This is a genomic window from Chryseobacterium carnipullorum, from assembly GCF_003815695.1.
GTDB classification, from domain to species: domain Bacteria; phylum Bacteroidota; class Bacteroidia; order Flavobacteriales; family Weeksellaceae; genus Chryseobacterium; species Chryseobacterium carnipullorum.
Genome location: NZ_CP033920.1, coordinates 1461969 through 1480124, shown reverse-complemented (window position 1 = coordinate 1480124; position 18156 = coordinate 1461969). Strand labels below are relative to the sequence as shown.

At 38.1% G+C, this 18156-nt stretch carries 16 protein-coding genes; 6 read left to right on the top strand and 10 right to left on the bottom strand.

The genetic code is table 11. From position 1 onward, the window contains the following. The first annotated feature begins 27 nt into the window (after positions 1-27). The 3 genes from EG346_RS06840 (at position 28) to EG346_RS06830 (ending at position 2899) form a co-directional block, all read left to right on the top strand. Complete coding sequence (locus tag EG346_RS06840) at positions 28-474, top strand: GatB/YqeY domain-containing protein (RefSeq protein ID WP_123877647.1); 447 nt, start codon at positions 28-30, stop codon at positions 472-474. Positions 475-868: 394 nt separating this feature from the next. Then, positions 869-1279: a BrxA/BrxB family bacilliredoxin gene (locus EG346_RS06835; RefSeq protein ID WP_073328644.1), complete on the top strand. Its 411-nt coding sequence runs from the start codon at positions 869-871 to the stop codon at positions 1277-1279. Positions 1280-1384: 105 nt separating this feature from the next. Next, positions 1385-2899: a GH3 auxin-responsive promoter family protein gene (locus EG346_RS06830; RefSeq protein WP_123877645.1), complete on the top strand. Its 1515-nt coding sequence runs from the start codon at positions 1385-1387 to the stop codon at positions 2897-2899. A 117-nt stretch (positions 2900-3016) separates the two neighbouring features. On the opposite strand, the gene EG346_RS06825 is transcribed toward EG346_RS06830, so the two are convergent. The 10 genes from EG346_RS06825 to EG346_RS06780 form a co-directional block, all read right to left on the bottom strand. Then, complete coding sequence (locus EG346_RS06825) at positions 3017-3397, bottom strand: hypothetical protein (protein ID WP_073328638.1); 381 nt, start codon at positions 3395-3397, stop codon at positions 3017-3019. Between the two features lie 40 nt (positions 3398-3437). Next, on the bottom strand, positions 3438-3800 hold the full coding sequence (locus tag EG346_RS06820; protein WP_073328636.1) for a hypothetical protein: 363 nt from the start codon (positions 3798-3800) through the stop codon (positions 3438-3440). A gap of 4 nt (positions 3801-3804) precedes the next feature. After that, positions 3805-4779, bottom strand: coding sequence for an endonuclease/exonuclease/phosphatase family protein (locus tag EG346_RS06815; protein ID WP_123877643.1), 975 nt, complete (start codon positions 4777-4779; stop codon positions 3805-3807). A 78-nt stretch (positions 4780-4857) separates the two neighbouring features. Beyond that, positions 4858-5847: an endonuclease/exonuclease/phosphatase family protein gene (locus EG346_RS06810; protein WP_123877641.1), complete on the bottom strand. Its 990-nt coding sequence runs from the start codon at positions 5845-5847 to the stop codon at positions 4858-4860. 6 nt (positions 5848-5853) lie between these two features. Beyond that, complete coding sequence (locus EG346_RS06805) at positions 5854-6582, bottom strand: rhomboid family intramembrane serine protease (RefSeq protein WP_073328628.1); 729 nt, start codon at positions 6580-6582, stop codon at positions 5854-5856. A 2-nt stretch (positions 6583-6584) separates the two neighbouring features. After that, positions 6585-8381, bottom strand: a complete 1797-nt coding sequence (gene mutL / locus EG346_RS06800; RefSeq protein ID WP_123877639.1) for a DNA mismatch repair endonuclease MutL — start codon at positions 8379-8381, stop codon at positions 6585-6587. 441 nt (positions 8382-8822) lie between these two features. After that, positions 8823-9650: a YoaK family protein gene (locus EG346_RS06795; protein ID WP_073328623.1), complete on the bottom strand. Its 828-nt coding sequence runs from the start codon at positions 9648-9650 to the stop codon at positions 8823-8825. A 33-nt stretch (positions 9651-9683) separates the two neighbouring features. Continuing rightward, positions 9684-10178: a hypothetical protein gene (locus EG346_RS06790; RefSeq protein ID WP_123877638.1), complete on the bottom strand. Its 495-nt coding sequence runs from the start codon at positions 10176-10178 to the stop codon at positions 9684-9686. A 393-nt stretch (positions 10179-10571) separates the two neighbouring features. Further along, a complete protein-coding gene (locus tag EG346_RS06785) occupies positions 10572-11972 on the bottom strand; it encodes a HAMP domain-containing sensor histidine kinase (RefSeq protein WP_073328618.1) in 1401 nt (466 codons plus the stop codon). Positions 11973-11975: 3 nt separating this feature from the next. Then, complete coding sequence (locus EG346_RS06780) at positions 11976-12683, bottom strand: response regulator transcription factor (RefSeq protein ID WP_123877636.1); 708 nt, start codon at positions 12681-12683, stop codon at positions 11976-11978. Between the two features lie 153 nt (positions 12684-12836). Here EG346_RS06780 and EG346_RS06775 point away from each other — a divergent pair, with 153 nt between their 5' ends. From EG346_RS06775 to EG346_RS06765, 3 genes are all read left to right on the top strand, one after another. Then, the gene (locus tag EG346_RS06775; RefSeq protein ID WP_083563885.1) at positions 12837-13406 is read left to right on the top strand and encodes a helix-turn-helix domain-containing protein; all 570 of its coding nucleotides are present in this window, start codon (positions 12837-12839) and stop codon (positions 13404-13406) included. Positions 13407-14012: 606 nt separating this feature from the next. Then, entirely contained in the window at positions 14013-16838 is a 2826-nt protein-coding gene (locus EG346_RS06770; protein WP_123877634.1) for a TonB-dependent receptor, read from the top strand. A gap of 10 nt (positions 16839-16848) precedes the next feature. After that, complete coding sequence (locus tag EG346_RS06765) at positions 16849-18156, top strand: DUF5690 family protein (protein WP_123877632.1); 1308 nt, start codon at positions 16849-16851, stop codon at positions 18154-18156.

Here is an 18156-nt window from a genome sequence, read left to right as displayed (position 1 = left end):
CACTTTTACATTGATAAATTATATACCATGAGTTTAGAAAATACCATAAGCGAAGCGATTAAAACAGCGATGAGAGAAAAAGACAGAGTTGCTCTGGATTCTCTGAGAGCTGTAAAAGCTCAGATTTTAAATCTAAAAACGGAAGCTAGAGGTGCTGAAGTTTCTGTTGAACAGGAAATTGCCATTCTTCAGAGAATGATCAAGCAGCGTAAAGACTCTTTCGAACAGTTTACAGCCCAGGGAAGAAATGACCTTGCAGAAGTAGAAGTGGCACAATCGAAAGTAATTGAACAGTTTCTGCCTAAGCAACTGAGCCCGGAAGAACTGGAAACAGAAATTAAGAATATTATTTCCCAAACCGGAGCTGAGTCTGCCAAAGACCTAGGAAAGGTAATGGGAGCTGCTTCAAAAGCATTAGCAGGAAAGTCAGACGGAAAAAGTATTTCCGAGATGGCTAAAAAGCTTCTTTCATAAAACAGGATATCCAACCTTTGCATATCGATTTGATTAAAGAATCCCGGAGCGTTCACGTTCCGGGATTCATTTTTGGATATTCATAATTATTAATTCAGTTTATCATCATTCAAAACTAAATAAGTGGTTATTCAACTACGTCATCATGCCGTATTAAATAATTGGAACGCTCGAGGGAAAGCAGTAAATGTTTTTTTCATGGTCGTTTGTTTTTCAGAATCATTTCAAATTTAATAAATAATTCTTGTTATTCATAATTTTACTTCATATTTTTTTTAATATTATTGTAATATTAATATTGTATTAATTTTATCTGACTAAACGATTGATAGTTTTTATATATTGAACAAAAGCGAAGAATTGCTTAACTTTGTAGTGATAAAAAACAAAATATATGTATCCAACAGATTTAGTAATGCCAATGAAGGCAGAACTTACAGATAAAGGTTTCGAAGATCTAACATCTCCAGCACAGGTAGAGGAGGCTCTAAAGCAGTCAGGAACAACTCTATTGGTTATCAATTCAGTATGTGGATGTGCGGCAGGTGCAGCAAGACCAGGTGTGGTATATTCTTTGACAGGAGATAAAAAACCTGATCATTTAACAACTGTTTTTGCAGGATTTGATACAGAAGCTGTAGCAGAAGCAAGAAAACATCTTGCTCCATTCCCTCCAAGCTCTCCTTGTGTAGCGCTTTTCAAAGATGGAGAATTGGTTCACATGCTTGAAAGACACCACATTGAAGGAAACCCTGCAGGTGCTATTGCAGCCAATCTTCAGGCAGCTTTTGATGAGTATTGCTAAGAAACAATAAAGCTAAATACTGAACCGTTACATGATATGTAACGGTTTTTTTATTTAACACGATAAAAATTCTGTAAAAATCCAAATATTATTATATTTGTTGGAATGGCAACAAAGGCACTTTTCAATACTGTCGTCAACTGGTTTATCCGCCAAAGGATCGATCAGATTCAGAATTTCATGGATCATCCCATTGAAACTCAGAAAGGTATACTCTTTTCTCAGCTGTTTCATGCGGAGGATACTGAGTACGGCAAAGCATATGGTTTCAATTCAATTTCCAGCTATCAGGATTTTAAAAACAAGGTTCCTATCGTTACCTATGAAGATTTTGAGCCTTTTATTGAAAGAGCAAGACAGGGACACAAGGATGTTAGCTGGCCAGGATACATTAAACACTTTGCCAAATCATCCGGAACGACCAATGCAAAGAGCAAGTTCATCCCTATTTCCACGGAAAGTCTTGAATACTGCCATATGAAGGCAGGAAAGGATATGGTTTCCATTTATGCCAATAATCATCCGGAAAATCAGCTGTTCACCAATAAAAACTTACGTCTGGGAGGCAGTTCAGAGCTCCACGCAGATTTCAACACCAAATTCGGGGATCTTTCTGCTATTTTAATTGACAACCTGCCTTTTTGGGTAGAGATCACCACCACCCCAAGCAAAAAGGTTTCTCTGATGTCTGAATGGGAAAGCAAGCTTAAAGCCATCACCTCTGAAGTGAAAAATGAAGATGTGGGAAGTATCCTTGGCGTACCCAGCTGGATGCTGGTTCTTCTTCAAAGAGTTTTAAAAGAAACCGGAAGCGAAAGCATTTCTGAACTCTGGCCCAATTTAGAGGTGTTTTTTCACGGTGGAATCAGTTTCAAGCCCTACAAGGACCAATACAGACAGATCATCGGTAAAAAGATCAATTACTACGAAATTTACAATGCTTCTGAAGGCTTCTTCGGGATCCAGGACAGGTCAGACAGTGATGAAATGCTTTTGATGCTTGATTATGGTATTTTTTATGAATTCATTCCAATGGATCAGTTTCATTTTTCCAACCCGAAAGTAGTCAGTCTCGAAGATGTTGAAGTGGGAAAAAATTACGCGATGGTGATTACCACCAACGGCGGACTTTGGAGATACCTGATTGGTGATACAGTTGTATTTACTTCAATCAACCCTTTCAGAATTAAAATTACGGGAAGAACCAAACATTATATCAATGCATTCGGGGAAGAGCTGATGATCACCAATGTAGAATCTGCCCTTTCAAAAGCCTGTGAAGTTACCGGAGCAAGTATTACGGATTTTACAGGTGCACCAGTCTTCATGAAAGAGAATGAAGGCGGTGCCCACGAGTGGATCTTTGAATTCAGCCACCACCCGGATGATCTGGAACGTTTTACAGATGCCTTCGATCATCACTTAAAAACAATCAATTCAGATTATGAAGCAAAAAGATACAATAACCTGACCCTGAAAAGACCTATTGTTCATATTGCCAAACCTGATCTTTTCTATCAATGGCTTGAGGGTAAAGGAAAACTCGGAGGACAGAATAAAGTACCAAGACTCAGCAACGACAGAGAATATATTGATCCGTTACTGGAACTTAACAGATAAAAAAAATGAAGAATAGCTTTCCAATATAACTTCTAACCTCAATCTTATTCTTCAAAAAAATGAACATAAAAAAAACGCAGCCGTAATCCCGACTGCGTTTTCTGTATTGTATAGGGACTATTTCTTTAAATCCTCCTTCAGTTTCTTTGCCCCTTCTTCTACTTTTGCAGCCCCTTTTGCAGCGGCTTCTTTTACATCCTGTCCAACTTCTTTTGCTCCGGCTTTGATGTCTTTTCCAGCTTTATTAAGGTCTTCTTTCGTTTTCTGAGCGGCATTGTCTATTTTATTTCCGGCTTCATCTACTTTGGATTTCACATCCTGTTTAGCTTTGTTTATTTTAGCAGAATCTACCATTTGAGAAGGCGTTTCAGAAACGGTGGTCGTAGTGGTGGTTACTGATCCGTCGGCGCTTTCTACCTGTTCTGTTTTAGTAGTAGATTTTGTACACGATACAGCAAGTAAAGCTATTGCCGCTGCTGCTAAGATTTGTTTTTTCATATTTTATATTTTTATAAATGTTTTTTAATGTGAGTGAGGGTTAATTGGTCTTTGTTCCAGTCGCTGGCGAAGTTTCAGGAGTAGCCTTTTTCTTATCGGTTTCTGTCTTTTTCTTCTCCTCTTCCAGCTTCTTTTTATTTTCTTTTTCCAGCTCTTCCTTCAGTTTCTGTTCTTCTTTCTGAAGTTTTTCAGCCTGTTTGATGGAGTCCTGGTACTTCTGTGAAGACATTCTGATCTGACGTACAATATCTACAGACGTTGCTCCCGCAGAAAACGAATCAACCGCTGCTGTATCATAATGGATTTTCATTTCCTGATCAGCCGCAAAACCAGGCGTCTCTTTCTTTGAACAGGCTACCATTACAAGGGATATCATAAAAACTGCAGACAGTAAATTTTTCATGGAACTAATTTAGCAGAAATTCTGCAATTACAGGATAGTGATCCGATAATTTTACAGAGTGGTCCACTTTATAGCTTAAAGGAATGATAGATTTTGACGTAAAGATATAATCAATTCTCAAAGGTACCTTATAGTCATGGAAACTGGTAGAAGCTCCGTTTCCTACGGTAAGAAATGCGTCCTGAAGATCTCTCCCAAGATTATAATATTCATAGGAATTAGGGACAGAATTAAAATCACCCGCCAGAATCACCGGATAAGGTGAAAAATCAATTACTTTTCTGATTTTCCTGATCTGATCTTCATGAGCCTGAAACGTAGGCGTCATATGAGAAAGCAGATTAGCAATTTTTCCGCCTTCCTTGGCAAAACCGTCAAATTTAAGCATTGACTTGTGCAACCTGAAAGGCTCTAAATATACATTGACTACTCTAATGATTTTTCCGTTGATATCTATATCGGCATAGAAAGAATTACCTCTTGCCTGCTCTTCGATAAGCTTTTCCTGTCTTACAATCTTATGCTTTGTCTTGAGAATAACAGAAGGGTATTTTACCATATCTTTTCTGATCGCTCTGTTCGTGTCTTTTTCCTGAACCAAAATAATATCAGCATCCTGATCCTGAATATATTTTTTCACTTTTTCCCAACCGAAATCTCCGTATTTTACATTAAATGTAAGCACTTTAATATCTCTTATCGATTTTAAGCTTTCTGTTTTTGGGGAAAAATTGACCCATCGTCTTACCGGATTGTAAAAAAGAAGCAGTCCAAAGGCGAAAGCAATGGCTATTTTCTTTCTTTTGATCACCCAAACGAGCGTTAAGAGAAAATATACGATAAACAGATAAGGAAAACCAAGAGAAAGAAGATTAAGTGAGCCCATAAAATTGGGCGGAATCCATGCATTTCCCAATGTGCACAATAGCAACACGGCAACAACAATATGAACAAATAATAACAACTGGCTCGGCTTCATGAAAAAACAATCTAGGGTATGTCCTTCCTCAATCAAAAATCCTACCAAGCGCCAAAGCTTTAACTAATTTTATGATTGTTAATGATTTAGTGAAAAAGTTGCAATTACAGGATAATGATCTGAAAGCTTTACACTTCGGTCTACGGTATAGGTCAAAGGTTGTACTGTTTTTGATGTAAAAATATAATCAATTCTGATCGGAAATTTATAGTCGTGAAAGCTTGTAGCACTGCCTTTCCCTGCTTTTACAAAGGCATCGTCCAGTCCATCTCCTAAGTGATAGTATTCATAAGAATTCGGAACAGAATTAAGATCTCCGGCAATAATGACAGGATAAGGAGAATTTTCAATTTCCTCATTGATCGTATCCACCTGGTCCTGATGCTTTTTGAAGACAGGAATAAGTCTTTTCACAATATTTTTCAGTTTTTGCTCATCCTCTTCTTTAACCCCATCTATTTTAACCATTCCTTTTTCGAATTTAAAAGGCTCCAGATACACATTGATAAAACGATATACCTTTCCTTTAATTTCAATATCCGTTTGAGATGCATAGGCATTATTCGTATAAAAATCACTCTTGATCAACTCCTTTGATTCTACAACTTTATGTTTTGAAAAGAGTTTTAAAACGCCATTGTCTCCTATTCCGGTCATTCCCTTTAACGAAATCTTACTACCTGCTTCCTGCAGCATGACTACATCTGCATCAGCCCTGTTCAGGTATTTTTCAATATCCGTAGGTCCCATCAATCCCGCTTTGACATTGAAGGATACTATTTTAAGATTCGCTGTTTCTTTTTTATCGGATGAAAAATTCACCCACCGTTGTACAGGGTTCATGAAGATCAGCCCCGCCAGCATAAACGCAAAAGTTCTCTTTTTCCAGCTGAAAAGCCAGAAAAGCGTCAATAGTGCATATAAAATAATAAGGACAGGAAACCCTAAAGAAAGCAGATTGAACCACGGAAATATTTTGGGTGGTACATAAGCATTCATTAAAGTACCCAGCAGCAGGAATAAAATACCCACATGCAGGATCAGTATGATAAGACGGAAAACTTTCACAGAATTTTAATTGAATCTATACAGATGTTTTCTCCAGATCCTTGCAAGAATAAAGCCAACCAATGCTCCTCCAACGTGAGCAAGATGTGCAATACCTCCTCCGTTTCCGGAAACACCAAGGTATACGGAAACAACAATCACGATAGGCATCAGGTATTTTACTTTTATAGGAACCGGGATAAACATCATCATGATTTTTGAATCCGGGTAAAGAGTGGCAAAAGCCGCTACAACTCCGAAAATAGCTCCGGAAGCACCTACCATAGGCGTTGTTACAATTGCTTTAAAGCTTTCCAGCAACTCTTTTTGTTTAAGAACAGAAGCCGCATCTCCGGTAAATCCAACGCTGGCTCCGGATAAATAGGCATTGACATTGAATCCAAGCTGCTGCAACTCACCCGTAAGCTGCTGAGCTTCAACAAAATTCCATAAATTAAAAAGAAAGAAAGCTCCCAATCCACTTAGAAAATAAAGAATCAGATATTTCTTCTCTCCCAAAGCTTGTTCAAGAATAGGTCCGAAACTGTACAATGTCAGCATATTAAACAAAATATGCATAATGCTTCCATGCATAAACATATGTGTAATGATCTGCCATGAATGGAAAAACGGAGAAAATGGGTAAAATCCGGCAAGATAACCGATTACCTGATTTCCAAGAAAATAAGTCCCAATGAATACGATGATATTGATAATGATAATATTCCTGGTGATGGGCGGTATATTGTTAAACATTTTTAAAACTTGTTTTTAAAATCATTAAACGGAACTTCATAAAAACATCTTTTACCATCCGGTAAAAATTCCGGGAAGCCTAAAGCTGTAAAATCTTTAATGACCTGTTCCGCATCTTTTTTATAAATAAAATCAAACCTTGATTTCGAGTGCATTTTGTTCCACTGATTCAGATAATACTGCATAAATTCCTCTTCACTCTTATATTCAAGGATCTCAAAAAGATTCTCCAGAAACTTCATCGCCTGGGTTTCTTTCAGTCCTTCAGGCAGTGCATCTATTCTCAGCACGCTTTCATGAGCAATTTTCATGTCAAACCCGAGTTCCGGAAGAAATTTTTTGAAAGAATTGTATTTATTCTTCTCTATTTCGTTCATATGGTACTCCAGAGAAAACAGCAACGAATGGCTGTTTGGGTTGATATTGAGATTACTTTTCCTTGACGTTTTGTTGTTTTCCGCAACGACCAATCGGTGCATTCTTCCCAAATCAAGCATCAGGGTCACATCTCCCTTATTGAACAGCCAGTAGCCGTTCGGCAACCTCATCAGATCTTCATCGAAATCTTCGTCTTCAAATAAATTGATCTTTGAAGGCTCTGCGGTAATGTTCTGATGGTACATTTCCGTAAGATTCTGGATCTCCTCCGGACGTACATTTCTTTCTTCAATAAATGGATTGTAGTCTTTGTCTACAATAATTTCAGGCATTTTGAGCATCCCGCCACCAATGTTTCCCTTGCTTGGAAAAGGTTTATTCATCATCGCATCCATTTCAGGATCTTTATCAAAATCAAGGCTCGGGGAAACGTTATAAATTCCCAGAGATCTTTTAATGGTGGAACGAAGCAGGGCAAAGATCAGATGTTCATCTTCAAACTTCACCTCTGTTTTCTGAGGATGGATATTCACGTCTATTTTTTCCGGATCCATTTCCAGATAAAGGAAAAATGTAGGAACATACCCCGGCTGAAGCAGTCCTTCAAAAGCTTCCTGAACCGCTTTATTGAAATACGGGCTTCTGAAATACCTTCCGTTGACGAAAAGAAACTGCTCTCCTCTCGATTTTTTGGCCCCTTCCGGTTTGGCAACAAACCCATGAAGTTTACACCAGATAATATCTTCTTTGATAGGAATCAGCTGCGGCTGCAGTTTACGTCCGAAAACATCTACAATACGCTGCATCTGGCTTCCTTTTCTTAATCTGAAAACCGCTTCATCATCATGAAAAAGAGAAAACTCCAGATTTTCATGCGCCAACGCAACACGCTGGAATTCGTCAATAACATGTCTGAATTCAACATTATTATTTTTAAGAAATTTCCTTCTGGCCGGAACATTATAGAAAAGATTCTTCACCAGAAAATTAGAACCTTCTACAGTCTGTATGGGATCCTGAAACTGAAATACCCCGCCTTCAATGTAGATATTGGTTCCGATCTTGGCATCATTCTGCTTCGTTCTCAGTTCAACCTGAGAAACCGCAGCGATAGAAGCCAGTGCTTCACCTCTGAATCCTTTGGTAGAGATCTTAAAGATATCTTCCGTCCCTTTGATCTTTGAGGTAGCATGTCTTTCAAACGCCATTCTTGCATCCGTTTCAGACATTCCTTTGCCGTCGTCTACCACCTGGATCAGGTTTTTTCCGGCGTCTCTGATAATCAATTCTATCTTAGACGCTTCGGCATCAATAGCATTTTCCAAAAGTTCTTTCACAATGGACGCAGGTCTCTGCACCACTTCTCCTGCCGCAATTTGGTTCGCTACATGATCCGGTAAAAGCTGAATAATATCTGACATAAAACGTTGTAATCAACTTACAAAAATAGTCAATGGAAACGGGAATTAAAACAATAAAACCGTGAATTAAAATTTAATTATCAACATTTTAATCACAATGTGCTGTCCTGTTCTGTTTTTATCCCCGACAAAGGAAAAAAATATTGAAAAGAAATTTGTCTTTTTTTAATGCAAAGTTTAATGATGAATTGCTTTAGTATTAAGGAGGGCAAAAGAGCTGTGGCTTCGCCACTGACTAAGCGACCGTTTTATCCGTACGCTTCATCGAATCAATTTTCGATTGATTTCTCCTTTCCAGACTTAGAAATAAAACGCTTTAATATCAACCTTTGCGTTAAAATAACTTTCTTTTAACTGAAAAAGAACACTCCTTCTCTACCATCGAAAAGGAGTGTTCACAGCTAGTTTACACAAAAATAATACTGATATTTATCTCTTCGCTTATTCATCAAAAACAAGCGTTCTTTTTTCTTTTCTTTTAGGAATTCCGTGGACCTTATCATACAAATACGCTAATAGAGTAGGCTTTTTATAAATCCTGCTGTAGCGGTATTTGGTGTTAAAGTGTCTCATATGAATTTTATAAGCATCATATCCGATGACAATTAAAAGACATACACTGATGACATAAAATACCCTGAATTCAAGATAATAGTAGGTAAGTCCTGAGAATACCGCTCCTAAAACGTAGGCTACCATGATACTCATCAGCAGTTTTGCTCTTGCGATCAGTTCCCCGCTCTTTCTGTATTTCTTTTTCGTAAACATAGAAAACAGAATTCCAAGGTCGGTAGTGGTACCCGTAAGGTGGGTGGTCTTTACCGAGAAATTGGAGATACTTGCCGTAAGGCCGTTTTGAAGTCCGGTTGCAAAAAGCATCAGCGCCACCAGATATTCTGTTTCTTCCAATGTTTTCTGATAATAAAACTGTCCATAGATTCCAACAAACAATAAACACATGATTTCCAGAACAATAGGCATAGAATGTGCGAAATACTTGCTTCTCTTATTGAAGTTGATCACAATGAAATTAGACACAAAGCTTCCGAAGAAGAAGAGAAAAATCCATGCTCCCACTACCGCTACCTGGGTCCAGTTTCCTTTGCTAATCTCTGCCGCCAATATGGCGTAGTGTCCTGTTACGTTGGAGGTAAAAGAGAGAAATATTAACAGGGAAGCAATATTTATAGTCCCTGCAGTGAATGCAGTCAGCGTCCCCAATCTGATATTGTCTCCCAATGTTCGGCTGTTACTATAATTTCTTAACATTTTTTTATTTTTTAGTATTGTGTTTATTCATTTCTAGACTTCTACAAAGATCTCCGCCAGTCTTCCTCTTTCCGGAAGTCTTTCAGGCATTTCCACTTTAATTTCCTGAACCTGCAGATCCTTACATTTTTTGATATAAGGCGCAATGTCAAATTTTCCTTTGCCCTTACTCTTGATAGCCGGAGAATAGTAAGCTTCCTCTATATTCTCTGCTTTCACATAATTGTTAAAAGTTCTCTGAAAACTTCCTGTGAAAATATCGCAGATGATCTTATTGATTAAGTGAGGATATTTATTCCTGATGATTCCATAGGCATCACAGAACTCCTGTGGCCTGATCTTATTGAAAATGGTATTTTTTGTATTGAAAAGAAGATCTCTGATGGAGTCTCCGGGCTCATATCCTGAAACCAAAAGAATGTTATACTGATTTTGGTCTTCCGAAGCTTCTTTCTCTTTCAGTACTTTTTTTAATATATTCAGTGACTCAAGAGAATAATCCGTGGCGATTAAAATTGTTTTAGTCATATCTTTTAGATTTAGATTTGTGTTATCGTATTTTGATAATACAAAACTAAAGCGGCAAGATTAGAAGCCCTTTGGAATAGAATTAAAATGTGATTAAAGAGATTAGAATGAGATTAGAATATTGTTAATGCCCGTTAACATAAAGGAAAATAAGTAAGATTTAAGATCTCAGATTTCAGACATGAGACTTTAAGCATAAGGCTGAGATTAAGAACTTGAATGGTGAATTTTGCTTCGCAAGTGAATGGTGAATTTAAGTTATAAGAAACAAGAGCAAAGAATAAAGATGCTAGACGTCAGATAGGAACTCAATCAACATCAATCGACCACTAGCAAAAATCCTAAAACACTCCAGCTCTCAAACCCTTCGTTCCCCCTACCTCAGTCTAAGCCTCAACTTTCCGGTCTCGCACTGTAGAAATTGGGAAAACGCATCTGTACGGTTGTTCCCTGATTTTCATTGGAACTTACGATCAGTTCGCCACGGTGCATTCTTACGATATTTCTGGCCAGCGGAAGTCCGATTCCATAGCCTTCGTAGTTTTTGGTATTAGAAGCCCGGAAAAAAGGATCGTAGATTTTGTTCATCTCGACTTCCGGAATCCCGATCCCGAAGTCTTTTATAATGATATAGACATCGGTATCTGTGGCACCGAGGGAAACTTTCACCTGCTGGAAATTGGAATATTTGCACCCATTGCTGATGATATTAGCCACTGCAAGATGCAGAAGCTGCTCATTACCATATACTTTCAGTTTTTTAGGATTCTCAGGAAGCATACTGATATCCAGATAGATATTGTTTCTGGAATCAATTTTTCTGAGGGTTTCTATCACATCCCAAAGCAGCTGATCGATCCTTACTTTGTCCATTTTCTGGATTTTACCGTCGAAACCGGTCTCAGCGATCATGAGTAGTGCTTTGATTTTTTTATCCAGCTTTTCAGCTTCGTCCAGGATGATTTGTAAGGTATCTTTATATTCGTCTGCCGTTCTGTTGATGGAAAGTGCTACGTCAGCCTCACCCATAATCGATGTCAAAGGCGTTCTCAATTCATGGGAAACATTTCCGATCAGATGATTCTGGGTTTCAAATGAAGTTTCTATACGGTTCAGCATTCCGTTGAAAGTATCTACCAGCTCATTCAATTCCTTATTGTCAGGCTGGGCTTCCAGTCTCAGGTGAAGATTTTCTGAACTGATCTCCTTTACTTTGCCTGTAATTTTTAATATGGGTCTGAATAAAGTTTTAGACAGATAAAAAGAAAAGATCATGCTGAAGAACAGAGAAAGGACAATACAAGTGATCAGTGTTCTCTTTAAAAATCCCAGATAATAGATTACATAATGATTCTTGGCAGAAGCGATGGCGATATATTCTTTATCGTCATATTTAAAAGTCTGTCCGATATAGTAAAACTCTTTATCATTATAGTTCGCTTCTCCTTTTCTGACGATACTTTTGAAAAAATAATCCGGAATATGAACTTCCTGTGAAATTTTTTTGAAATTGGAATCTGTGGGCACCGCAAAAACATAATCTCTCTCCATGGGAAGCTCTTCATCATTCAGACTGTTGAGGATGTAGTTTTCAGGAAGATCGAGGTGATCTTTACTTTTCTCAATCTGAACGATGGTGGTTGTGCGGATTTTCAGCAGTTCATAAAACCTCTGATGCGAAAAGTTGACAATAGAAAAATAGACCAATCCACTAAAAAGCAGAATGATGGCAGTAAACACCAGCATAAGAAGGATCATCGTTTTGGTCTGATTGGTGACAACTTTATTAAACATTGCTTAGTTTTTTTTCAACACATATCCCATTCCTATTACTGTATGAATCAGTTTATTATCATCCTGATGATCTAATTTTTTTCTTAGGTAATTCACATATACATCAACGACATTGGTTCCGAGTTCATAATTGACCCCCCAGACAGCATCCAGAATTTCAGCTCTGGAAATTACTTTTTCAGGATTATTCAGGAAATACAATAGAAGTTTGTATTCTGTGGAAGTCAGTGAAATCTCATCACCGCCCCGGGTTACTTTCTTTGTGTAATCATTAACGATCAGATCAGAAAACTGGAAGACATGTTCATTATCCGGTTCCGGCTCAGCAACTTCCTGAGGACTTACCCCGTTGCTTCTTCTCAGCAGAGATTTGACTCTCGCCACCAGTTCGATAAACTTAAAAGGCTTTACAAGATAATCATCCCCTCCACTTTCCAGCCCCAGGACAATATTTTCAGAAGTTCCCAGTGCAGTCAAAAACAAGATCGGAACATGCTGATTGGTTTTCCTGATCTCTTTGCAGACATCCAGTCCATTCATTTCCGGAAGCATAATATCCAGAACTACCAGATCAAAATCGTTGGCCTGAACCAGCTGTACACCGGTAAGGCCATCAAAGGCTACGGAAACTTCGTACCCGCTTTCCTGCAGTCCTTTCTTTATAAAAGAGACAACGCTGGTTTCGTCTTCGATGAGGATAATCTTTTTCATTGAAATAAGGAATTTCACAAAAATAGGGAAAAATTTCAATAACAATTTTCAGTGAATTGATCCGGGAGTTGGCGGAAGCTATATAGAATAATATTAACTTTGCTTTTCATCTCTCAAATGAAGGAATATAATTGAGGTTAAATTGCAAACACTATGAATGATTTTTTAATAGGTATCGGTAAAAGATTGAAGGATATCAGAAAAAAGAATAATTTAACCATCAACGAACTGGCTTCCAAAGCCAATGTAAGCAACGGCCTTGTGTCCAGGATCGAGAACGGAAGAACCATTCCTTCACTTCCTGTGCTACTGGATATGATACAATCTCTGGAGATTGATGCCAGCTATTTCTTTGAAGGTGTTGAGAAAAAATCCAGTGCCAAATTCATTTATCTTCCCAAAGACAATCAGCAGGTCATTGAAAAAGAAGTGGAAGCTGAAGGATTTAAGTATATGCATATTTTCAGCAAAAGCCTTCATTCTTTAGGTTTTGAAGCGGTATTACTCACCATTGAGCCAAATTCCAAAAGGGAAAAAGTAATCACCGATGCCTGGGAATTTAAATACATTCTAAAAGGGGAAGTGAAATACATCATCGACAACGAAGAAATCATCTTAAAAGAAGGCGATTCCCTTTATTTTAACGGAAAATTCCCACACGTTCCGGTAAGTATCAGCGATGAAAGCTGTATTATGCTTGTTCTTTACTTTTATACTGCATAGTACAGTACTGATATTTTACAAATTCCTATATAATACGGCCTATTTTAAACGCAAAGTTTTACATTTAAGGATGCCTTATTTTAAATAATAAAGGTCTGGGAATCTGAACTATCTTAGGTTCTTGCAGCCCTGTTAACCATGTCAAGGTTTTGAACCTTGACATGGTTAAAAATTCCAATACGCCTTTTTAGGTGTTATAATCTATTTTCTTATCCTTATCTAATTTGTGTTAATAAGAAACGTAAAAACTTTCCGCTTTTAATCTCATATTTTCGCAAGCTTTTCTTATTTATTTAGGTAAAAAGTTTACAAATAGTAAACTTTTCGATTTTATGTTTACCGCTAAAATTAACGCTATGTTAACTGGCAGAACTCTATCTATCTAAAAATGCCATTCAGGAAACATTTCACGGATTAGCACAAAACGCTCTGTAATAAAGGGATTTATGAACGATTTATATATTTTCCTTCTATTTTTAAAAAGGTGAATTAAGTAAAATATAAGTAACAAATTCCCCAAATTTGTTAAACAATACTTAATACAAAATATTTATATATATTAAAATTATTAGCTTGATTTGCAGTGAAAATTTAATATATGTAAAAATGAGGACCCAATTAGAGAAATTACTTACCCTTGCTTTTGTCTGCATCACGATTTTTGTTTCAGCGCAGAAGCAGCTCATTATAGGAACTGTTTTTGACGACACCCAACCCCTTCCCGGTGCGTCGGTCAAAATAAAAGGTTTATCAAAAAATACCGTTACAGATATTGATGGAAAATTCACGGTTAATGACATCAAAGAAGGCCAGTATCATTTACAGATAAGCTATATCGGTTACGAAACAGCAGAGATCAGCATCGATATGAAATCCGGAGAAACGGTAGATGTTGGTTCTGTAAAGCTATCTCAGCAGAGAAAAAGTATTGACGAAGTGGTCGTGACCGGAACTTTGAAAAATACGGAAGCAAGAGCTTTAAACCTTCAGAAAAACGCAGTCAATATCACCAATGTCATTGCCTCAGACGGCATCGGAAAGCTTCCGGACAGAAATGCAGCAGAAACCGTTCAGAGGGTTCAGGGCGTTTCCATCGAGAGAGATCAGGGCGAAGGAAGATTTGTTTCCTTAAGAGGGCTTCCGCCGTTTTGGGCATCTACAACCATCAACGGAAACAGATTGCCGACCGCAGAGGAAGAAACCACTTCCAGAGCCACTGCATTTGATTTTTTCCCAACAGAACTGATCTCCTATGTACATGTAAACAAATCTTTTACCCCTGATATGGAAGCAGACGGAATCGGAGGTGGCGTGAATTTTATCACAAAAACACCACCCATGAAAACAGAGTTCAAAGCAACTTTGGGAAGCGGTTACAATGCAAAAGCTGACAAAGGCGTTTATAATCTCGGACTTCTTTACGGAGGCAGAACAAAAGATAAAAAATTCGGGTATTTATTTAATGTGGCTCACTTTATCAGAAACTGGTCTACCGATAATTTTGAAGCGAGAAGAAGTGGTGACGAAGGAGTTTTCAGAATGGAACTCCGCGATTACAACGGAGTCCGAAAAACAACGGGCGTGAATGCCGCCTTCGAATACGTTCTTTCTCCCAAGAACACCTTTTATGTAAAAGGAATGTACGGAACGCTTTCGGATGATGAGACGCATTACAAACACAGAATCAGATTTGATAAATTCAGTTCTGCGAACAATACAGCCAGAGTAGAGCTTCAGAACATCCACAACTTACTGATTACAGAGCTTACTTCTGTATCCTTAGGTGGAGTTCATACTTTAAATAAAGGAAAAATAGACTGGGACCTGTCCTATTATGACAACCGTTTCAAATACGGAAACATTCCAGACAAGCAGAACAATTCTTATTATGTCATCAAATACACCCAATCCGGCGTAGGCATTAATCCTGATTATATTTCCAACCACGGAAGCGGACCGAGAGCTTACTGGAAAGCAGACGGAGGAAAATTAGATTATAAAAACCCGGATGCTTTATTTGGATTCTACAGCGATCCGGGCTTTAAAATGGATGCTTCGCAGATGAGATTTACAGACCTGGAATTCTACAAAGTTTTTGTTGAGGAAAAGGACAAGATCGTCGCTGCATTCAATCATGAGATCAATGCATCAGATAAACTGACTTTAAAATACGGATTCAAATACAGAGACAAGGAAAGAAATGCCAGATTCTCTGATATTTTCTATAACTGGAACGGAGGAACGGCTCCCCTTCTGTCTGATTACGCACCCTACATCACTACACAGGCGAACGGGCCGAAATATTTAAGTGAAATGAATACTCACATTGGAAACACTTTCGGACCTGTGCTTTCTACAACGGGTATGGATCAGTTCTGGATCCAGAATCAGGGAAATCTGAAGATCAACCCTACCGATTCCGAAGCGTTGGAATACAATAAAGCATTGGGAAGAAACTTTGATGTTTTTGAGAAACATGCGGATGCTTACGGAATGGGAACCTACAAATTGAGTGACAAGATCACGGTTTTAGGAGGAATCAGATTATCCAATACCAATACAAGAGTAAAAGGATATAATGTGGTTGAGGAGGTTCTGACACCTGTTGAACATACCAAAAAATATCTGGCTGTTCTTCCAATGCTACACATCAAATATGCTTTGAATGATAAAACCAATCTTCGTTTTGCTGCCACCAGAACTTTTTCAAGACCCAACTTCGGCGATATTACACCCGGTGGAACATACAGCGAAGCTGACAATGAATTCAAAGGCGGAAACCCCAAACTTAATCCAACATATTCACTGAATTTTGACCTGATGGGAGAATATTATTTTTCCAATGTAGGAATCGTAAGCGGAGGTGTTTTCTACAAATCCATTACAGACCCTATTTTCCAGGATTCTTTCATCGGGAACTACAATGGAATGACGGGTGTACAGTTTACCGCACCGAATAACGGAAATGCAGCATGGCTGGGCGGTGTTGAACTAGGAATCAACAGAAGATTCGACTTTTTACCCGGATTTCTTCAGTATTTCGGAACCCAGCTGAATGCAACGTTCATGACTTCGGAAATGGAAAAACCAAGCGGAAGAAAAGTAGCTCTTCCTTATCAGGCTAAACAATTGTATAACGTACAGGTTTTCTTCGAGAAAAAAGGATTCAATGCAAGACTGGCTTATAATTACAAAGGAAAATATGCCGTAGAATACGCGGAAGACGATATCAATGATTCTTATTACGGAAAGTACAGCAGCTTAGATTTCGGAGGATCATATCAATTCACCAAACATCTGATGCTGTATGCGGATGTGAACAATATTCTGAACAAACCGCTCATCTATCATTTCGGAAAGAATGAAGACCGTCCTGAGCAGGTAGAATATTACGGCGTAAGATGTAACCTTGGAATAAAACTAAACTTCTAAACCATCATCAATGGCTCAAAGCATCAATACCAAAACATTAGTAACACTGAAGGCTGCCCTGGCCGCTTTCGGTGTCTACTTCTGCATGTACGGCTTCCGAAAACCGTTTACAGTAGCTTCTTTTGAGGGACTTGCCTATTTCGGAGTGGATTATAAAATCCTGATCATCATCGCTCAGGCGGTAGGTTATTTTATATCGAAATTCATCGGGATTAAATTTATTTCGGAGCTGAAGCCCCAACACAGAATTGCTTACTTACTGGCGTTCATTGGAGTGGCTGAGCTTGCCTTACTGGGTTTTGCTGCCGTTCCCGCTCCTTATAACATCGTTTTCATGTTTATCAACGGGATTCCGTTGGGAATGATCTGGGGAATTGTATTCTCCTATATTGAAGGACGAAAAACCACAGAGATCATCGGGCTTTTCCTGTGTTCAAGTTTTGTAGTTTCTTCAGGATTTACAAAATCTGCCGGGAAATTCTTAATGGATACTTTTGCGGTTTCAGAATTCTGGATGCCATTCTGCACAGGATTGATTTTCATTATTCCTCTGATGATCTTCGCTTTTCTTCTGGAAAGGATTCCGAAACCTACTGAAGAGGATATTCTGCTTAAAAACAAAAGACAGCCATTAGTTCGTGCGGAAAGAAAAGAGCTGATTCGTCAGTTTTTTATTCCTGTTGTGTGTATTATTTTTCTTTATATCTGTTTAACGGTTTTAAGGGATTTCAGGGATAATTTCAACCGCGAGATCTGGGATGGTCTGCATTTTAGTTTTGACAGTTCCATTTTCACCCTCACTGAAATTCCCATCGCAATAATGGTTCTTCTGATTTTAAGCTTTATGGTAAAAGTTAAAAACAATAAAAAAGCTTTTGCCTATTATCACTACATCCTTTTTGGAGGCATTCTTACGGTCGGATTATCAACGTATTTATTTCAGAGCGGCTCTTTATCTCCTTTTCTGTGGATGATGATCTCCGGTTTTGGAATGTACATCTGCTATATTCCCTTCAACGGAATCTATTTTGACCGGATGATTGCCGCTTTTGATATCAAGGGAAATGTTGGGTTTCTGATTTATACTGTAGACTCTTTCGGTTATCTTGGAAGTGTTCTGATTCTGCTTTACAAGAACTTCGGTTCTGCGCAGACTTCTTGGCTGAATTTTTATATTCATCTGAATTATATCATTACAGCCGCTGTTCTTATTCTTTCGGTCACTGCTTTTTTAGCATTCAAAAAAAAGGCAAAACCGAATTCTAATTCTAATCAATTCATCAATTTCGATCCGTCGAAATTTTATAAACTAAAGTAA